This window comes from Natrialba chahannaoensis JCM 10990 (assembly GCF_000337135.1).
Lineage (GTDB): Archaea > Halobacteriota > Halobacteria > Halobacteriales > Natrialbaceae > Natrialba > Natrialba chahannaoensis.
This window is the reverse complement of sequence record NZ_AOIN01000080.1, coordinates 43465-60404: the sequence shown is the minus strand read 5'-3', so window position 1 is coordinate 60404 and position 16940 is coordinate 43465. Positions and strand designations below refer to the sequence as shown.

Annotated in this window: 12 protein-coding genes; 7 read left to right on the top strand and 5 right to left on the bottom strand. The window is 54.7% G+C overall.

All coding sequences use genetic code 11. From position 1 onward, the window contains the following. Window positions 1–798: 798 nt before the first annotated feature. The gene (aglF, locus tag C482_RS14740; RefSeq protein ID WP_006168511.1) at window positions 799–1536 is read right to left on the bottom strand and encodes a UTP--glucose-1-phosphate uridylyltransferase AglF; all 738 of its coding nucleotides are present in this window, start codon (window positions 1534–1536) and stop codon (window positions 799–801) included. A 201-nt stretch (window positions 1537–1737) separates the two neighbouring features. On the opposite strand from aglF, the gene C482_RS14735 reads away from it, so the two are divergent. Beyond that, window positions 1738–2814, top strand: coding sequence for a sugar phosphate nucleotidyltransferase (locus C482_RS14735; RefSeq protein ID WP_006168510.1), 1077 nt, complete (start codon window positions 1738–1740; stop codon window positions 2812–2814). A gap of 2 nt (window positions 2815–2816) precedes the next feature. Next, window positions 2817–4631 (top strand): glutamine--fructose-6-phosphate transaminase (isomerizing), encoded by a 1815-nt coding sequence (gene glmS, locus C482_RS14730; RefSeq protein ID WP_006168509.1) that lies wholly within the window; start codon window positions 2817–2819, stop codon window positions 4629–4631. 76 nt (window positions 4632–4707) lie between these two features. On the opposite strand, the gene C482_RS14725 is transcribed toward glmS, so the two are convergent. After that, complete coding sequence (locus C482_RS14725; RefSeq protein WP_006168508.1) at window positions 4708–6147, bottom strand: lipopolysaccharide biosynthesis protein; 1440 nt, start codon at window positions 6145–6147, stop codon at window positions 4708–4710. Window positions 6148–6441: 294 nt separating this feature from the next. Between C482_RS14725 and C482_RS14720 the strand changes: the two genes are divergently transcribed. Continuing rightward, on the top strand, window positions 6442–7155 hold the full coding sequence (locus C482_RS14720) for a hypothetical protein (protein WP_006168507.1): 714 nt from the start codon (window positions 6442–6444) through the stop codon (window positions 7153–7155). A gap of 94 nt (window positions 7156–7249) precedes the next feature. Beyond that, window positions 7250–8155: a hypothetical protein gene (locus C482_RS21260; protein ID WP_152422022.1), complete on the top strand. Its 906-nt coding sequence runs from the start codon at window positions 7250–7252 to the stop codon at window positions 8153–8155. Here the strand turns inward: C482_RS21260 and C482_RS20575 are convergent. Further along, entirely contained in the window at window positions 8150–9289 is a 1140-nt protein-coding gene (locus C482_RS20575; RefSeq protein WP_006168506.1) for a glycosyltransferase family 4 protein, read from the bottom strand. The genes C482_RS21260 and C482_RS20575 overlap by 6 nt on opposite strands. Window positions 9290–9402: 113 nt before the next feature. Here C482_RS20575 and C482_RS20570 point away from each other — a divergent pair, with 113 nt between their 5' ends. Further along, on the top strand, window positions 9403–10149 hold the full coding sequence (locus C482_RS20570; protein WP_006168505.1) for a class I SAM-dependent methyltransferase: 747 nt from the start codon (window positions 9403–9405) through the stop codon (window positions 10147–10149). A gap of 6 nt (window positions 10150–10155) precedes the next feature. Here C482_RS20570 and aglG read toward each other — a convergent pair whose 3' ends face one another. Next, window positions 10156–11082 carry a glucosyl-dolichyl phosphate glucuronosyltransferase gene (gene aglG / locus C482_RS14715; protein ID WP_006168504.1) on the bottom strand — a complete coding sequence of 309 codons (927 nt, stop codon included), beginning with the start codon at window positions 11080–11082 and terminating at the stop codon, window positions 10156–10158. A 109-nt stretch (window positions 11083–11191) separates the two neighbouring features. Between aglG and C482_RS14710 the strand changes: the two genes are divergently transcribed. Next, the gene (locus C482_RS14710; protein ID WP_006168503.1) at window positions 11192–14077 is read left to right on the top strand and encodes an oligosaccharyl transferase, archaeosortase A system-associated; all 2886 of its coding nucleotides are present in this window, start codon (window positions 11192–11194) and stop codon (window positions 14075–14077) included. Between the two features lie 281 nt (window positions 14078–14358). Continuing rightward, complete coding sequence (locus C482_RS22680; protein WP_275039634.1) at window positions 14359–14493, top strand: DUF7503 family protein; 135 nt, start codon at window positions 14359–14361, stop codon at window positions 14491–14493. Window positions 14494–14570: 77 nt separating this feature from the next. On the opposite strand, the gene C482_RS14705 is transcribed toward C482_RS22680, so the two are convergent. After that, entirely contained in the window at window positions 14571–16886 is a 2316-nt protein-coding gene (locus tag C482_RS14705; protein WP_006168502.1) for a hypothetical protein, read from the bottom strand. Window positions 16887–16940 lie beyond the last annotated feature (54 nt).

Sequence of the window (16940 nt, the reverse complement as noted above, 5' to 3'; positions counted from 1 at the left end):
ATAGAGTGGGAGGGCGATGAGTAGCGGTGAGAAAGACCCGGTAGACAGGAGTTCTGGACGACTGTGATGACTATTGAGTCTTCGATCGAGAGGGTGGACCCGTCTGGAGAACAGTTCGTTGGTCGCCACCGAAATCATCTGAAATCCGGTGTTCCGAGTGGGTGTGCCCGTCACTCTATAGTAACAACTGCAACTAGTTACACACTGATCGCACGTTCGCGGTTCTCGCTCAGTTCACTCGCTCCGAACCGCGCTGCCGCCGTGCNCACTGATCGCACGTTCGCGGTTCTCGCTCAGTTCACTCGCTCCGAACCGCGCTGCCGCCGTGCGATCAGGTGTGCAGTGACTTGCAGTGACTACTATAACTCTTGGAAAACCGCCGTGGAGAATATAAATAATCTCTCTCCAAATCGTATCGTTTTTAGTATATCTCTCTTATCCTCTATCTCTCCTTTCCATCAGACTAGTAGTAGTACTAGATAACCTGTATAGTAATAGTTATAATAGTGGTTCAGATTTACCGATAAATTGCCGATCAAATATCTTTGTTCGAGCGTCTCTACAGTCGATACTCGGCACTTGAGGTCAACTGCACCACCATCACCACCTCACACCCCACCCCTCACGTCCGCTACATTTCATCTGAAATTCGGTGTGGGGGTGTCGGTAGTCGCCGTTCACGTACTATCTGACTTGGCACACGTTTCCACACAGTGGGGGCGGCTCAGAACGGCAGAACTCCGACTCCCGTTTGATCACAGTCAGAGAGAATAGGTCGGCTACGCTACTCGAGTCCACTCACTCAGTCTGACCGACCACTGACGACTCCCCCTGGAGTCGTTCTGTTGCGATCTCTTGGTCTTCGGGATAGCCGACGTCGATCCGCCAGCCGTCCATGCGGATCGCGTCGATCGTTCGGCCGGACTGGATGAGGAGGTCGATCGCGTCGGGGAGTTCGTACTCGCCGCGGTCGCTGGGCTGAACGAGGTGGCAGGCGTGGAAGATTGCGGGGGTGAAAGTGTAGAAGCCGGTCATCACGAGATTCGACGGTGGTTCGTCGGGCTTCTCGACGACTTCGACGATCTCGCCGTACTCGTTCGTGTCGAGCACGCCGTAGCGCGAGGCTTCCTCGTAGGGAACCTCTTCGACGAGGAACGCTGCGTCGGCCCGGTCTTCCTGCTGGCGGTTGATCACGTCGCCGAGATTTCCTCGGAAGATGTTGTCCCCAAGCATGAGCATGAAGTCGTCCTCGATATGCGGTTCGGCCTGTAAGATGGCGTGGGCTAGACCGAGCTGCTCGCGCTGGTGAGCGTAGGTGATCGGGACATCCTCGTACTCGTCGCCGTAGCGTTCGATGATCTGCTCTTTCTGGTAGCCGACGACGACGATGAATTCGGTCGCGCCGATCTCGAGGAGGTTGTTGAAGACATCCTCGATGAGCGGGGTTCCATCGACTTCGACGAGGACCTTCGGTTTGTCCTCGGTCAGGGGCCGAAGACGGGTTCCCTTGCCCGCGGCCAGTACGACTGCTTGCATATGGGTAGTGGTCCGATCCAAGTCCTATATGTCTTCGGGCATCGTGATTGTTCAGTTTTATCGGGGTTTCCGTTTTCTCAGGGTGTACAACTGGAGACTGTATTTCCGCATGAGTCAGACCGGTGTCTATCTTGATCGTGCCACTGTCGCCCTGATCCTGCCTACCAGCAGTTATTCAAGGTTACTCGGGCAAGATCACTCATGAGCGAAGAGACCGTGCCGGCCGTCGTCCTTGCGGCCGGCGAGGGTCGTCGGCTCGACCCATTGACGAACCGACGGCCGAAACCCATGGTTCCGGTCGCGAATCGGCCGATACTGGACTACGTCGTCTCAACACTCGCAGGTGCCGGTATCGACCGCATCGTCCTCGTCGTTGGCTACCGACAGGAACGGATCAGGAACTACTTCGGCGACGGTGACGACTGGAACGTCGACATCGAGTACGTCGTCCAGGAGACACAGCTCGGGACCGCCCACGCAGTCTTGCAGGCTGAACCTGCCGTCAACGGTCCGTTCCTGGTGCTCAACGGCGACCGGATCGTTGATCCCTCGCTCGTCTCGCAGGTCCGAGACGCAATCGCGACGGAGACGGATCGTCCCGTCCTCTCGGTCACACGCTCGGCCCACGCGAGCGACTACGGCGTTGTCTCTCTCAACGGTGACCGTGTCACTGACATTACCGAAAAGCCCACCGCTCCTGCTCGCTCCGAACTGATCCTGTCTCTTATACACATCTCTGAGCGGGNTGCCAGCCCGCTCAGAGATGTGTATAAGAGACAGCTCTGGGACCTACTCAGCGTTAACGCAGCGATTCTCGGCGACGACGAGTTTGAGACAACACAGGAGTCGGCACTCGAGGGCGCGGTCGCGACGGACACGGCGATCGGGACCGACGTTTCGCTGGGTGCCAACGCGACTATCGGCGGCAGCACCGCGCTCGGTGACAACGTCACGATTCAGCCGAACGCAGTCGTCTCGAACGCGGTCGTCTTCCCCGATGCAGTGATCGAATCAGGTGCTGTCGTTCGCGACGCCATCGTCGCGAGCAACGCCAGAATCGGCGCGAATACGACGATCGCAGGCGGCTCCAGTACCGTCGTCGTCGACGGTGAGGGTCACGAAGATGTCGACTTCGGCGGCGCGATCGGGGACAACGCCACTCTCGGTGGCGGTGTCACCGTCGACCCCGGAACCGTTCTCGGCGACGACGCTGTCGTTGACACCGGCGCGCACGTTGCCGGTCGAATCGAATCCGGTGCAATCGTCAGGAGGGGGTAATCATGTGTGGAATCGTCGGCTACGTCGGTGACGGCCCCGTCGGATCGATCGTCCACAGCGGCCTCGAGAACCTCGACTACCGCGGCTACGACTCTGCAGGCATCGCGCTCGTTGATCATGGCTCCGACGGCCTGGCCATCACCAAACGCGAGGGTGAAGTCAGTGGCCTTGACGTGCCGTCCGTCTCGAGTGCAACCTGTGGCATCGGTCACACACGCTGGTCGACCCACGGCCCGCCAACCGATACGAACGCCCACCCGCACACGGGTATGACAGGCGAGGTCGCCGTCGTCCACAACGGCATCATCGATAACTACGCGGCTCTCAAGGAAGAGCTCATTGCAGACGGCCACGAGTTCACGAGCGACACCGACACCGAGGTCGTCCCCCACCTGCTCGAGCAACGACTCGAGGCAGGCGACGATCTCCAGTCGGCACTCGAGTCCGTCGTCGACGAACTTGAGGGCAGCTACGCGATCGCTGCCGTCGAGGCTGGCTCGAACCGAATCGTCGCGACGCGCCACGAGAGTCCGTTAGTTGTCGGCCACGGCGACGGAACTGCCTTCCTCGCCAGCGACGTCACCGCGTTCCTTGAGCACACGCGCGATGTCACGTACTTGCAGGACGGTGATGTCGTCGTTCTGGAGGACGGCACGGTAACGATCACACAGGATGAAACGCCGGTCGACCGCTCCATTGAAACCGTTGACTGGAATGCCGATGCCGCCGAAAAGGGCGGCTACGACCACTACATGCTCAAGGAGATCCACGAACAGCCCACTGCGCTCCGGCAGGCGCTTTCTGGACGGGTGAATCTCAACGACGGGACCGCCGACCTCGACCTCGGGTTCCCGTCTGGATTTCTGGAGTCACTGGAGGAGATCCAGTTGATCGCCTGCGGAACCTCGTACTACGCAGCCCAGTATGCCGCGGGGCTCCTCGAGCACGTCGCCGACGTGCGCGCGTCGGCCCAACTCGCGAGCGAGTACACGTTCGAGGGCGGTCGCGACCCCTGGCGGACGCTCACCGTTGCCGTCACACAGAGCGGCGAGACCGCCGATACACTCAGCGCGCTGCGCCGCGCCAACGGTGCTGGCGTGCGGACGCTCGCGGTGACGAACACGCTCGGGAGTACGGTGACGCGGGAGGCCGACGACAGTCTCTTCATCCGTGCTGGCCCCGAAATCGGTGTCGCCGCGACCAAGACGTTCGCCTCGCAGGTGACGACGCTAGCGCTGCTCTCGCTGTTCATCGGCCGAGAACGGGGTACGCTCTCGGCGGCCGACGCTCGGAGTGCACTCGAGGACCTTCGCGGTCTCCCCGGCGCGGTCCAGCAGGTCCTCGACGAAGCCGACACCGTCCGCGAGGCGGCCAAAACCTACGTCGACGCCTCGGCATATTTCTTCGTCGGCCGGACCTACGGCTATCCAGTTGCACTCGAAGGCGCGCTCAAATTGAAGGAGATCGCTTACGACCATGCGGAGGGATTCGCTGCAGGCGAGTTGAAACACGGTCCACTTGCGCTCGTGACCGATGAGACGCCGGTTCTCGCCGTCCTGACGGAGGGAACGCGGCCGGCGGAGACGCTCAACAACGTCGCCGAAGCGCAAACCCGCGGCTCACCCGCAATCGGTATCGTCGACGGCACTGTCGAGACGAACGCGCTGGATGTCTCGTTCGAAGTTCCATCGCTTGGGACCGCGACACCACTCGTGGCGAACGTCTACCTGCAACTGTTCGCGTACTACATCGCGGATCTGCAGGGACGATCGATTGACAAGCCGCGAAACCTGGCGAAGAGCGTCACAGTCGAGTAGCGCTCTCACATTCGTTTTGCCGTCTGACTCACCGACAGTCGTTCGTGAGAATCGGGGCCAAGAAGTAAGTGAACTCTCAGGACACGAGCGGAAGCCGAACCGGCGAATTTGCAACGACCGTGGATCGGAACCGTCGCGAAATCGTGAACAGTGTCACAAAGTACGTGCCTGCTCCGACCGCAACGAGGAGGACGAGTATCACCACGTTCTGCTCGAGGATACCGGTCGCTTCGATGGTGTTCTGGCCTCCGAACACGATTACTGCCATTACAACGGCAGCACTGAGCTGTCGGGCAAGCTCACCGTACGGAATGTCGAACGCAACGAGCCGGTGGAGTTCACGAAGCGAGAGCGATAAGCCGATCGTCGCGGACAGGGCAGTTGCGATTGCCGCGCCGAGCCAGCCGAGCCAGAGGATCAGCACGACGTTGAGCACGACGTTCGCAACGATGGCGACTGCGTTGACTCTAAATGCGACGTCTGGTCGGTCGATTCCGTTGAGTACGTTGACGAGCTGTTTCTGGTAGCCGCGAGCTAGTGTCGCGACAATTAGTACGCCGAGGACGGCAGTTCCCTGGACGAACTCTGACCCGTACAGCAGAAGCAATCGATCGCCGAGCAGTATCGCACCGAACAATCCAGGAATGATGACTAACCCGCCGTACGTGAGTGCATCACTGACGAGTGCAGAAACCGTTTCACTGTCTCCTTCGGCGTCGGCAACGCTGAGCTCCGGAAACAGCGTCGCCTTCACCGCCGTGCCGAACACGGTGAGAAACTTCGCGATGCTCCAGGCGACCGAATAGATTCCGACGAGTGCAGGGGAGACTAACGCGCCAAGAATAACGATGTCCACGTCATTGAACGATCTCGACTCGAGATTTCCGAGCCACGAGTACTTCGCGTAGTCGAAGAGGCTACGGAAATGCTCGGTCGATGGTCGTGTGAGCGTAACCGAGACAAATACCAGCGCAACCAGTGACGCGATCAAGACACCGATTCCCTTGCCAACGATCATCCCCGTGAGTCCGAATCCGGCGAACACGAGGCCAATCTGGATGATGGCTCGCGATCCTGTCTTCAACGGATCGAGGAGTCCGTATATATGGACTAGATGCTCTCCCTGCAGAACGGCAGTCAGGAGCGAGTGGATGAGTTTGAGCACGAGCAAAAAGACGACGAACACTGCGGCTTCCACGCCGACGTATTCGTTGACCGCATCTCGAAACACGACGACACCGACGGAAAGCACAGCCGCAAGGATTCCGATAGCGATCACACCTGCGGTAAAGTACGCAGACTGGTCTTCGCCCTCGCTCAGGCGCTTTGTTATTGCTGTTGAGATGCCGATCTTTCCGCCGAGTTCGAGCCACGCGACGAGTGCGAGGATCAACGCATAATAGCCGAGGATCTCAGCGCCGAGTACTCGAGCGAAGTAGATTGTTGCGACGAATCCGAGGGCGGCCTTTGCGAATTTAGAGACAAAGACGATGAAAGAGGTTTGGCCAATTCGCATGATCGGGGTAATTCGTATTGCTATTTGCCCGCTTATAGTTGCATAACAATAGGTGTCTCTACTTCTTCGTCCTGAACTCTCCATCGAATCTTGTGATCACCGAAAAACGGACACCTGTTCTCTTGTTCGCTCCAGTCTGTATCGGTCGTGCTCGAATTGTCGCAATTGAGTCATACAACTATTTATATTGTTCAGAATATTCTTCTCCTAAGAACCGACATCGTCTCCCTGTAACCCATGTCATCCCTCTTGAAGCCACTTACTGTCTCAAGAAGAGTGTATGAAAATAGAGGTATGATAGGTCTCCTTAGTGGTGGAATCAGGTTTACAAAGTGGAGAATCAAAGAACGGAACGAGTATATTGTCCTTCAGTCGAAATCAAACCAGGTAAAAAATCGTATCTCAGGCTACGAAGCACTTACCGACCCCCTTGCGATTATTTGGATTGAACCAGACCAAATTCAGTACTTTGCTGACGTATTTGATAAGTATGGGCACGAAGGTGCCATCTACGATGGTCTCTGGGACCGTCAACGTAAAAAAATCACAGAATCTACCAAATACATCGGTTTGAAAGAAAGATTTCTTGACGGTAAAACGTGGGAGGAGACCAAGATATTCGAGGACTTTCTAGAAATAATTCAAAATGGAGGCCAAAAAGATCAGTGCTACACTCGTGAAGACTTACTGGAGCGCTATCGGGAGATTGATGACTTATATGACAGTATTAAGTCTCATGGAATCTTGACCCAGTCCGAAATTCGAGGAGATGAATATAAATTTGAAAACATCTTGCTCAATATTGGTCGAGATGGTGAATTATTGTTCAATGGAAATGGTTGGCATCGATTGTGTATCTCAAAAATACTTGGTCTAAGCAAAATACCTGTTCGAATCTATGTCCGACACAGAGAGTGGCAGGAGAAAAGGGAAAGTATTGCGAAGAAAGATATTGTTCCCACCCAATATGCAACCCACCCAGATATTGAGTGCACTCTTCCAAAGTAGTTGATAGAGTGGAAAATTGATGTCTACTAATCATAAATGGTTCAAATATGGTACGACAGCAAACCCCTTTGTTTCGAGTTAGATACGATTATTTATGTTTTTAACCGATCATCTGCGCAACTCAATGCGCTACTTAATGGACCGATTCCCGCGTTCAGAACCGCTTTTTCGACGACTTTGGAATACATATGATCATGTGAATTATAGCGTCTCATCATGGAAGAACAACTCGAGTAACACAGGATCGGCAACAATCGATCCATATAGAACGTTCTACATTCCGCCAGAAAAAATAACATATCATTCCGGGAAGGAGTTCGATTTTATATCTGACACCTCGCGTGTTGTTGACGGTGACTGGGATAAGGAGTCTATCTTATTCTCGTCGATGTTAATTCATAATTCTTTTAAATCACATTACGAAGATGGATTAGATTGGGAGGAAACAGATTACTACAAGAAGAAATTACGTGCTGTGCAAGAAGGTCAGTACGCTAGAAGTCGAACACCAACAGGATTAAAACGGCGTTTTCAACGCTTGGATGAATTGTATTCGACTATCGAACAGTATGGATATCAAACTCAGGAGCAACTTCTGAGTAATCAGAATGACCCGATGGGTATTACTTCGACAAGAAGTCTAACCACCTTTCCCACTGACTCGATCTTACGGCACGAAATCACAGTTGATATCGGCCGGACAGGGTCCTTCTATCTCAACGAGGGACGTCATCGGTTATCCATTGCAAAAATACTCGACCTAGATTTAATTCCAGTTCGAATCGCTGTCCGTCACGCTGAGTGGCAAGATCTACGCAATCAAATTGCTGCTTCTCTCGAGGACGAGCTACGAACCAAAAGTCCAGCTAAAGCAGGAGGTGTCATTGGCGATCCACTAAAAGAGAAGATTTCCAACGTTCCTGATGGTTTTTCACATCCAGATATAGCAATCTTATTTCACAGACGGAACATCAGTCTCCCGGGTGAGACTGGTTTATAAATTGCAAAGAATAGTACGGTAGCGGTCAACTGCGCCATCCTTACTATATGTCTTAACAGCCACCTCACGACACGTTTTACTCATCTCAGACAGCGGTTCCGACCGTATGATTCGCTCGATATTTTTTGCTACTTCTTGTGGATGTGATTCTCTCATCAAAAAACCCGTTTCGTCGCCTCTTACGACGTCTGGTACCCCAGAAACGGGAGTTGCATAGACTGGTGTTCCGCATGCGAACGATTCAAGAATGACGGTCGGTAGACCCTCCGTCGGATGAGAAGGCATAACTAGTAACTGAAGTTCGCTTAGTTGCTCTGGTACACCTTCGTGATCAACCCACCCTACGACCTCAACTGAACCATCACGGATCTCTGATTCAAGTTCAGACTCAAGCCACGTTGTGAGATTTCCATCACCAATGAATCGAAATGTAATATCTTCCGGGAGATGCTTAGCAACTGTTGCTAGTTTTCGAATTCCTTTCTCTTCGTCAATTCGTCCCAAAAACCCAACAACTACTTCGCGGTTGTCAAAGGCAGTCCGTGGCTGAAAGTGAGTAACATCGATATATCGTGCACCATTTGGATAGAGTTTGTGAGTATAGGGTCCGAGATCAAGTTGTTCCGCCATCGCTGGTGTGTATGTGACGATTCCATGAGCGAGCTGATACCCTACCCTCTCCAGCAGCCAGACGATCCGTGCAAGTCCAATGGCCATTACCGACGGAACTCGCTCTTTCCACTGAAGTTCTAACGTAAGGGGGACATTCCCTCGAGGTTCAAGTACGACTGTTTTTCCGAATAACCGTGAGAAAGCAATTGGGAGTACATACGATGTCGCACCAAAAAAGAGGATAACTGATTCATCACGCCTAGCTATCACCCAACACATTCGCAGTTGGTTGAGGATAAATCGAATAGCAGCAACTAAAATCGAGTTGCCAACACCTTCGTTGGTTAGTTCAGCAACTTCGTACTCATCACGTAATCTCGAATCATCAGAGAGTCCAGATGTCACTAGCGATACTGTCGTAATTGTTGATAGAATCTCAAGGAGTGTCCTTGTTGCGTTCTCGCTCGCAGGAGCAAGTGGATGCGTGACGACACAAACTTCATCAAAGTCCTCATCATCCATGTCATCACCTTCTGATACAAATATTTAAAACACGTGATGATCACGCCATGTGGCCTATTGTGCGGGTATATAGCGAAATAATAAGTGTCTGGTACACGGTACTCCGGACGAGCATGGAGAGGAGCCATAGACAGAGTTTACCAAAACCATTCCAGAAGCATCTATCTAATACTGAAATACAGAAAACTTCTATTCTTCACTCGTTTGATGCCGTCCGTCAGCAACTCACATTGCTTAAAAAGAATAAATCGTCGATTAATACAATACTTGATGTCGGTTGTAACCGCGGGGGACTCGTAGCAGGACTCGCTGAATACCTTAGCGCTAATGAAGTATATGGAATCGACACTGACCCTACCCTTCGAGATGAAGCATCTAACAGTGGTATAACTGTTTATGACATAAATGCCGAGAACGATACTTTCCCATTTGCCGACTCTTCAATCGACCTCGTCTTATCCTTCGGTTTGCTTGAACACCTTCGCTACTACGATAATCTCTTTTCAGAAGTTAGTCGAGTACTTCGAGACGGCTGGTTTTGGATTGCCACACCAAACCTTGGTAGTTGGATTAATCGCTTCTCCCTACTAACCGGTCACCAACCACGTAACGTTGAGGTATCAAGCGAACGAGCAGTCGGCACGTTACCTGTCTACGATGACAATGAGTTCATCAATCATGTTCACGCACCGACGTACAAGGCACTGCTCGAACTATTTGACCAGTATGAGTTTGACACAGTAAACAGTGTCCCCCTGTCCCCCTATCAACGGTCAAGACTTACGCGGTTGCTGGACTGGATTTTTGAGCATCGAACAAGTTGGGGCCGCCGCGTTGCAGTGCTCGCAAAACAGCGATGAACAATATTACGACCGAATACCTGTTTCGACGAGCTGACGAAGATACCCAACGCCGACGGCAGCCGTAAAAGCAAACACCATCAGGAGTTGTCCTATCGGTTTCAACGACCGAGAACGGATCGCCTTCCCTCCGTATGTTGGAACGCTACGGGTGAACAACTCTTTGAGAAACGCACCCTCTTCTCCACCAGAATCATCGACGGTCGACTCGAGTAGTCGCTTCGAGTATCCCTGCTGAAACGCTCGTCGGAGGAGCCATCTGGGTTGGATCCGATGTTCGAACACTTTGTGCTCGACCACTGCAGTGGAATTGTAGACAACACCGCTACCGTATTGTTCCTGCATGCGAGCACACAGTTCTGCACCTTCGGAGTGGAGGTATCGGTTGCTGGTAGGACCCAACTCGGGATCGAAACCACCGAGCGCGAGGAACACATCACGACGGAATGAAATGTTTGACTCGAATGTATTTCGGACCTCTTCGTGATGTGTTGCGAAGTTGGGATGGGTAACGCCGACGAGCCAGTAGAACTCTGGCGGGAGATACCACGGGTTCCCTGCCTGCCAGTCACCAACGAGTCGCCCTCCTGCCGCGATCGCATCCGTCCGTTCGTAGGTATCTACCAACTGTTCGACCCACCTGGAATCAGCAACTGCATCGTCGTCGAGAAACGCAACAATATCACCAGAGGCGATTTCAGCACCCCTAGTTCGACTGTACGAGACACCGCGATTGTCATCATTGCAGATACAGACGGTTGCTTTGTCGTTACCGAATTCTGTACGAACTCGAGTAAAGACATCTTTATTCCCATCGACGACGAGGACGATTTCGACAGCATCGTACGTCTGCTCTTGGACGCTTTCGACGGCCTCGCAAAATGCATCGAACCGGTCCATCGAATACGTACAAACGACGACGGAGACCTCCATTGAAGCCGTCTTTCGGTGATTGAGAGAAAAGGGTTTCTGTCGATCTCTGCTATCAAACAGTCAGCGTTCCAGAAGGCTTATAGACGCGTTACATCTTCAGTAGGGCAAGATGAGTAACCAAACGCAAGCGGAGCGTTCTACCGAGGTTTCCGACACCTCGGGCGTCTACGCTTTCCTTCGCCGGCAGTACCATATCCCCGGGATCATTGCCGTGGTTGCGTTTATGTTCTACGTTCGCTTCCAGAACTACGACGCATTCTACGGTGAAGACAGCCTCTCCCTCCAGGCTGTCGACTCCTGGTACCACTGGCGAACGACAGAATGGGCGGTCGAGAACTATCCGAACATGATTCTCGTCGATCCGTGGACATCGTTCCCAGAAGGACACCTCTCCGGCCAGTTCGGAACGCTGTTCGACTTTATTATCGCAACGGTCGCGATGATTATCGGACTTGGTGATCCGTCACAGAACCAAATCCTTCTTGCAGCCCTCATCACGGTCCCCGCGATGGCTGCACTCGTCGCCGTCCCGACGTTCTACATCGGTCGTCGTCTCGGTGGAACGGTTGGTGGCCTCGCTGGCATCGCAATCCTCGCACTCGCACCGGGGACCTTCCTCGCACGCACCACTGCGGGACAACTCCAGCATCACGTCGCCGAGGTGCTGTTCATGTCGCTCGCGATTCTCGCGATGATGGTCGCGCTGCGCACGGCAGAACAGGATCGTCCGATCTACGAACTCGTCAAGACGAAAGAGTGGGATCAGCTCAAACGTCCTGCCATCTACAGCGCGTTAGCCGGCTTTGCGACGCTACTCTATATCCTCTCGTGGCCGCCAGGTGTCGTCCTCGTCGGTATCTTCGGCGTCTTCTTCGTAATTCAGCTATCACTGGATTTCCTTAGCGGTCGTTCTCCGGATCACGTTGCATTCGTCGGCGTCGTCAGTATGCTCGTCGTTTCCGCAGGAACAGCGCTTCGGATTCAAGAATCTGGATTCAGTGCAACCGGCTTTGACTACTTCCAGCCGACGTTCCCGCTGCTCGTCGCTGGGGGATGTGTGTTCATGGCGTTTCTGGCGCGGCAGTGGGAAGAACAAGGCCTCGATCGGCGTGGCTACCCTGCTGCGATCGCTGGCTCGATCGTACTTACGATCGTGGCGCTCGCGGTTGTTCTTCCCGATGTTTACAGCACGCTCATCTCGAACATCTCGGGACGACTCGTTCCGTTTGGACACGGTGCCTCGGCACTGACGGTTCAGGAGGTCCAACCGCCGAGCGATCCTGCAGACCACATGTTCTCTGAGTTCGGGCTCGCGTTCTACAGTGCCCTCATTGGGCTTGCGTTGCTCGTTCTCCGACCGCTGTTCGGACGCAAGTTCCGCGCAGAACATCTGCTTGTTACGGTTTGGTCGCTGTTCTTGATCAGCATGGCCTTGACGCAGGTTCGATTCAACTACTACCTCGTCGTGGCGGTTGCCGTGCTCAACGCGTACTTCGTCGCTGTTGCGATGAACTGGCTAACCCTACCGGACAACCTCGATAGTCTCCGTGACATCGAGACGTATCAGGTCATCGCTCTCGGGCTGGTCCTGATGATGTTGTTCGTTCCGTTGCTCCCACCGATGGCAGACTCACACGCGGCTGCAGCAGGCGGCAACACGGGACCACACCCAGAGTCCGTAACGTGGGAGGACTCGAACGAATGGATGGCCGAAAATACGCCTGAGCCGGGTGACTGGGGCGATGCAACCAGTTCCGATCAACTCGACTACAACGGCTACTACGAGTACAGCGAGGATGGGACCTTCGACTATCCTGAAGGCTCCTACGGTGTGCTCTCCTGGTGGGACTACGGCCATCTGATCAACGTCCAGGATGAGCGCATGGCACACTCCAACCCGTTCCAGTCGCATGCTGACTCGTCGTCGGCGTTCCTGACTGCACAATCCGAAGAGCGTGCAGAACTGATCCTCGACGCGATCGCTGCCGGCGAGGAGCCAACTAACGAGACCAACGAGGAACTACAGGACATCGTCGACCAGGCAGCGAACGCTGACAACGAGATCCGATACGTGATGATTGACGACGCGATGGCTGCAGGCAAGTTCCCAGCGATCACTGCGTGGACCGGCCCTGATCACAACCACTACATTACGCCGGAAGACTACGACGGAACCGAACAGATCGACCGTGACGAGGTCGCAGAGGTGTTCAACAACGTACCGTACGACGATACGGTCCTCTCGTCGCTGTACTTCAACAACGCAGTCGGAATGGAGAACTACCGCCTCGTCCACGAAAACGAGGAGCACGCGACGCAGTTCATGAGTTACGCGATCATCAATTCTGACACCGATCAGGTGCTGACGGCGGAGGACGGAACGCCGCAAGTCCGTCTCAACCAGGACTTGTCGAGTCCGAATACGTTCTTGGAGTTGCAACAGATCCAGCAGCATCCAAACCTCGAGTACGAGGAGATCGGACAGCGCGAGACTGCCTCGGTCAAAACCTACGAGCGCGTCGAAGGTGCAACCCTTAGCGGAACCGTCGATGACGAGAACGTCTCTGCAGGCGATGTCGTCACTGCAACGCTCGAACTCGAGACTAACACTGGAACTACGTTCAACTACACCCAGCAGGGTGAAGTCGACGAGAACGGTGCGTTCGAGTTGACGGTTCCATACGCGACGGACGACGAACTCGGCGTCGAAGACGGCTATACGAACAGTGCCGTCGAGGCACTCGAAGACGAGTACGAAATCTCGTTCGCGATGTCCGATGGAGAGGAATTCACCGTGTACCAGGGAGCACAGGAAGTTTCGGAGTCGGCGGTCATCAACGGTGAAACGCTCGACGTCGAACTCGAGGAGATCGAGACTGAAGATGAGGATCCAGCGGACGAAGATGAAGACGGGGCAGCCGATGACGGTGAGGAAGCTGGAGATGACACCGTTGCCGACGAGGAAGCAGCAGATGGCGAGACGGACGACGTCTAAGCGGCCACACTTGACATAGCTGCTGTGTTGTGTTCGCTGACCTGGCGAACTTTTTGGATGCTGTTTGAAAGTGCGAGTTTGTTTGCCGACGCCCATACTGCAGTTGTATCCCTGTAGAACTGGCTAAGGCCTCTTTTTCCGAATTTCCCATCACGAAACGGCATTCTGTTCACGGTAACTAATAACATACTCTATTCAATCTTGTGTCACTTCTTTCTGTAACATTGTGTATGGAAGTATAAGATACATTTATTTCCAATGGTGGTAACCATTGGAGTGTAATGTCCGTACCTGACAGCATGACGGATTACCTCGCCCAGCACCCACGAATGATCGGCGCACTGTTCACCCTGTGCATTCTCCTTAGCCAGGCAGGAACGGTCGTCGCAGGAACTAGTTCGCAGGTTGGCCCATAAAGCTGCGCGTCATCACCACTCCGTTTCTTGCAATACGCTTTGTTCAATCGTTATGAAAAAGGCGTACAGACTTTCTTTTATATGTCGAAAGTGCCGACCCCGTCATTCCAGTAGAGGTCTCCACCTATGAGGACAGGCAACTCATTCCACGACAAATACTCCCGAACAGTGACTTGGTCAATGGTCGAAAATGGCGTATAACCGGGACTAAGGTGCCAGTCTTCAACTGAAGGACAATTCGACTCCGTCGCTGTACCTAATTTAAACTCTTTCGTTGAGTACGATTGGACAGCAAAGTCGTACATTTGTCTATCGCCTGCGTCGAGTTTGACGATAGCAGGGGCACCACCGTCGGACTGCGCAATATCGGCCGACCCATCGCCGACGATGAGATACTGCTCACCGAGTGCTGTATTCTGGCGAGCGATCTCGAGTGCCCCTCGAAGCGGGAAGCCTCGATTGAGCAATCGGGCCATCGTTTCACCTGCTTCGACGGCATCTTCATTGGCGACATCGCCGTACGTGCTGACACCGCCGAACGCACCGCGGCGGATCATCGCGAGTCCCTGCTGGTAGGAGCGACAGGCGTTCAGGAAGAAGACGCCCACGTCGACCGACTCGAGTGTCCGGATGTCTAGGTTGTCGTCGGGACAGCGCAGGCCATCTTCGGTCGCGTGGCCGATGTAGTGGACGAAATCGTACCCGCCTTCGGTGAGGAGAGTTTCGAGGTGGTCGCTGTCGACGCCGAATTCGGAGTCGATCGTGAAGGGGAGTTCCTCCCGGTTTCCGTAGGTATCGTCGAGCAGGTCGTGCTCGTCGAGCATCCGGGCGTCGTTACAAACGAGGAGAATTTCGATTGACTCGTTTCGCGTGTCACGGTCCAGCTGGTTTCGGTAGGCCTCGATGGTCGCCTTCGAGGCGTTCTGGGGGACGTTGTTACCGAACCAGGCGTGTTCGACGGACTCGTCGGTCACGTCGGGGACGACGAACGCGGATTCGTCCGGTGGAGCGCCTGGTGAGGGCGACGGCGATGGAGCGGGTGAGCGGTCGATCGCAGCGGGTGGCACTTCGCTCGTCGACCGAACGAGCTGTGCATCGGCTGCCGGCGTCCCCGGCGGCTCTGGCGGTGCTTCGCCGCGCGAGGGGCGGACAATTCCGAGTTCGTTGACGATGAACGGCAACAGCTCAATGCTCTCCGGCTCCGGTGGAATGTGGGCCGTCAGCGGCCATCGGGGTGCGTGGGTCTCGATCAGATCGAACGGGACCTCAAGATACCGCGCCAGTCGCTCGGGTAACGGCTCGTCGTAGGTCTCCTCGAACTCGAACGGCAACTCGTCTTCGAGTTCCGCGCGCTCGAGAAGGTTGTACTGGAAGATACCCTCCGTTCGGGTGAGACAGTCGAGGAAGAAGAACCGCTTGAGCAGGTCGGCAATCTCGTCGCCGAACGTCTCATCACTCGGGAGCGGGTACTCGAACAGTGGCGTCTCGAGTGCAGGCTCGGTGCCGGGTTGGATCCGAGCGCCGAGGAAGAACGCGAGCGGTGCAGCCTGAAAGAGCGTGAGGTACCGCTCCGGTACGGTGATCGTGATGCTCTCGTTTGCTGGTTTGGTTTTGGCTTTGGATTTGATTTCTGCTTCACCCTCGGCCTCACGTTCGCCAGCGGTTGATGTCGTCGCTAATCCATTTAGCTGATCTGTCTCTGTAACCGCTTTGTTGCCCGTGAGCGTTGTCTCGTCGGCCGGCAGGGTGCCGGTATCTGAGACTGCTCTGATCCTAGCACCCGTTGCAGGTCCGATATCGGATTTCCTGACCGCGTCCGGGATCTCGAGCGTGTCACCCAATTCGATCAGTGGTGGGTGGCCGCGAAGCGTCGGCCACGTCCGTTCAGGTGTGGTACTCTTCAGCGCGGAGGGGAACGCAGAGAGTGCTGCTGCCATCGACTCGATGTCCGGTGGCGTCGTGATCGTCCCTGCGGGTCGGTCGTGCAACGAGCGTGCGCCGATCGTGACCGTCGTCTCGTGCTCGAGATCGATTCGGACAGCGGTGAGACCGATGTCAACCGTCGCCGCGGTATCGATGCGGCAGTAGAGTTTGATCGGGCCGCTAAGCCCGACGAACTGCGGTCGGTCCTCAAGTGTGGTGTGTCCGCCGACACCGACGTTTGATTCGGTTCGGCCCGTTTCGTCGTGGATCGTCACGGAATAGGGTTGGTCGAACCGAATCTCGTCGGTCAGTATTGTGCAGGCTTTATTGACCGGAAAGCGAAACGCCTGCGGATCGACTGTGGTCGGTGACACTGTCTCCGGTGTGCCGACGCGGAGATGTCGCTGCTCGATCGAATCGTGGAACTCGAGCCCTGACGGATCGGTGACTGCCGCAAACTCAATCGTCATGTCTTCTCCGGAATATTCATCTCATTCACGCCGATTGTTAAAAAGAGTACTATC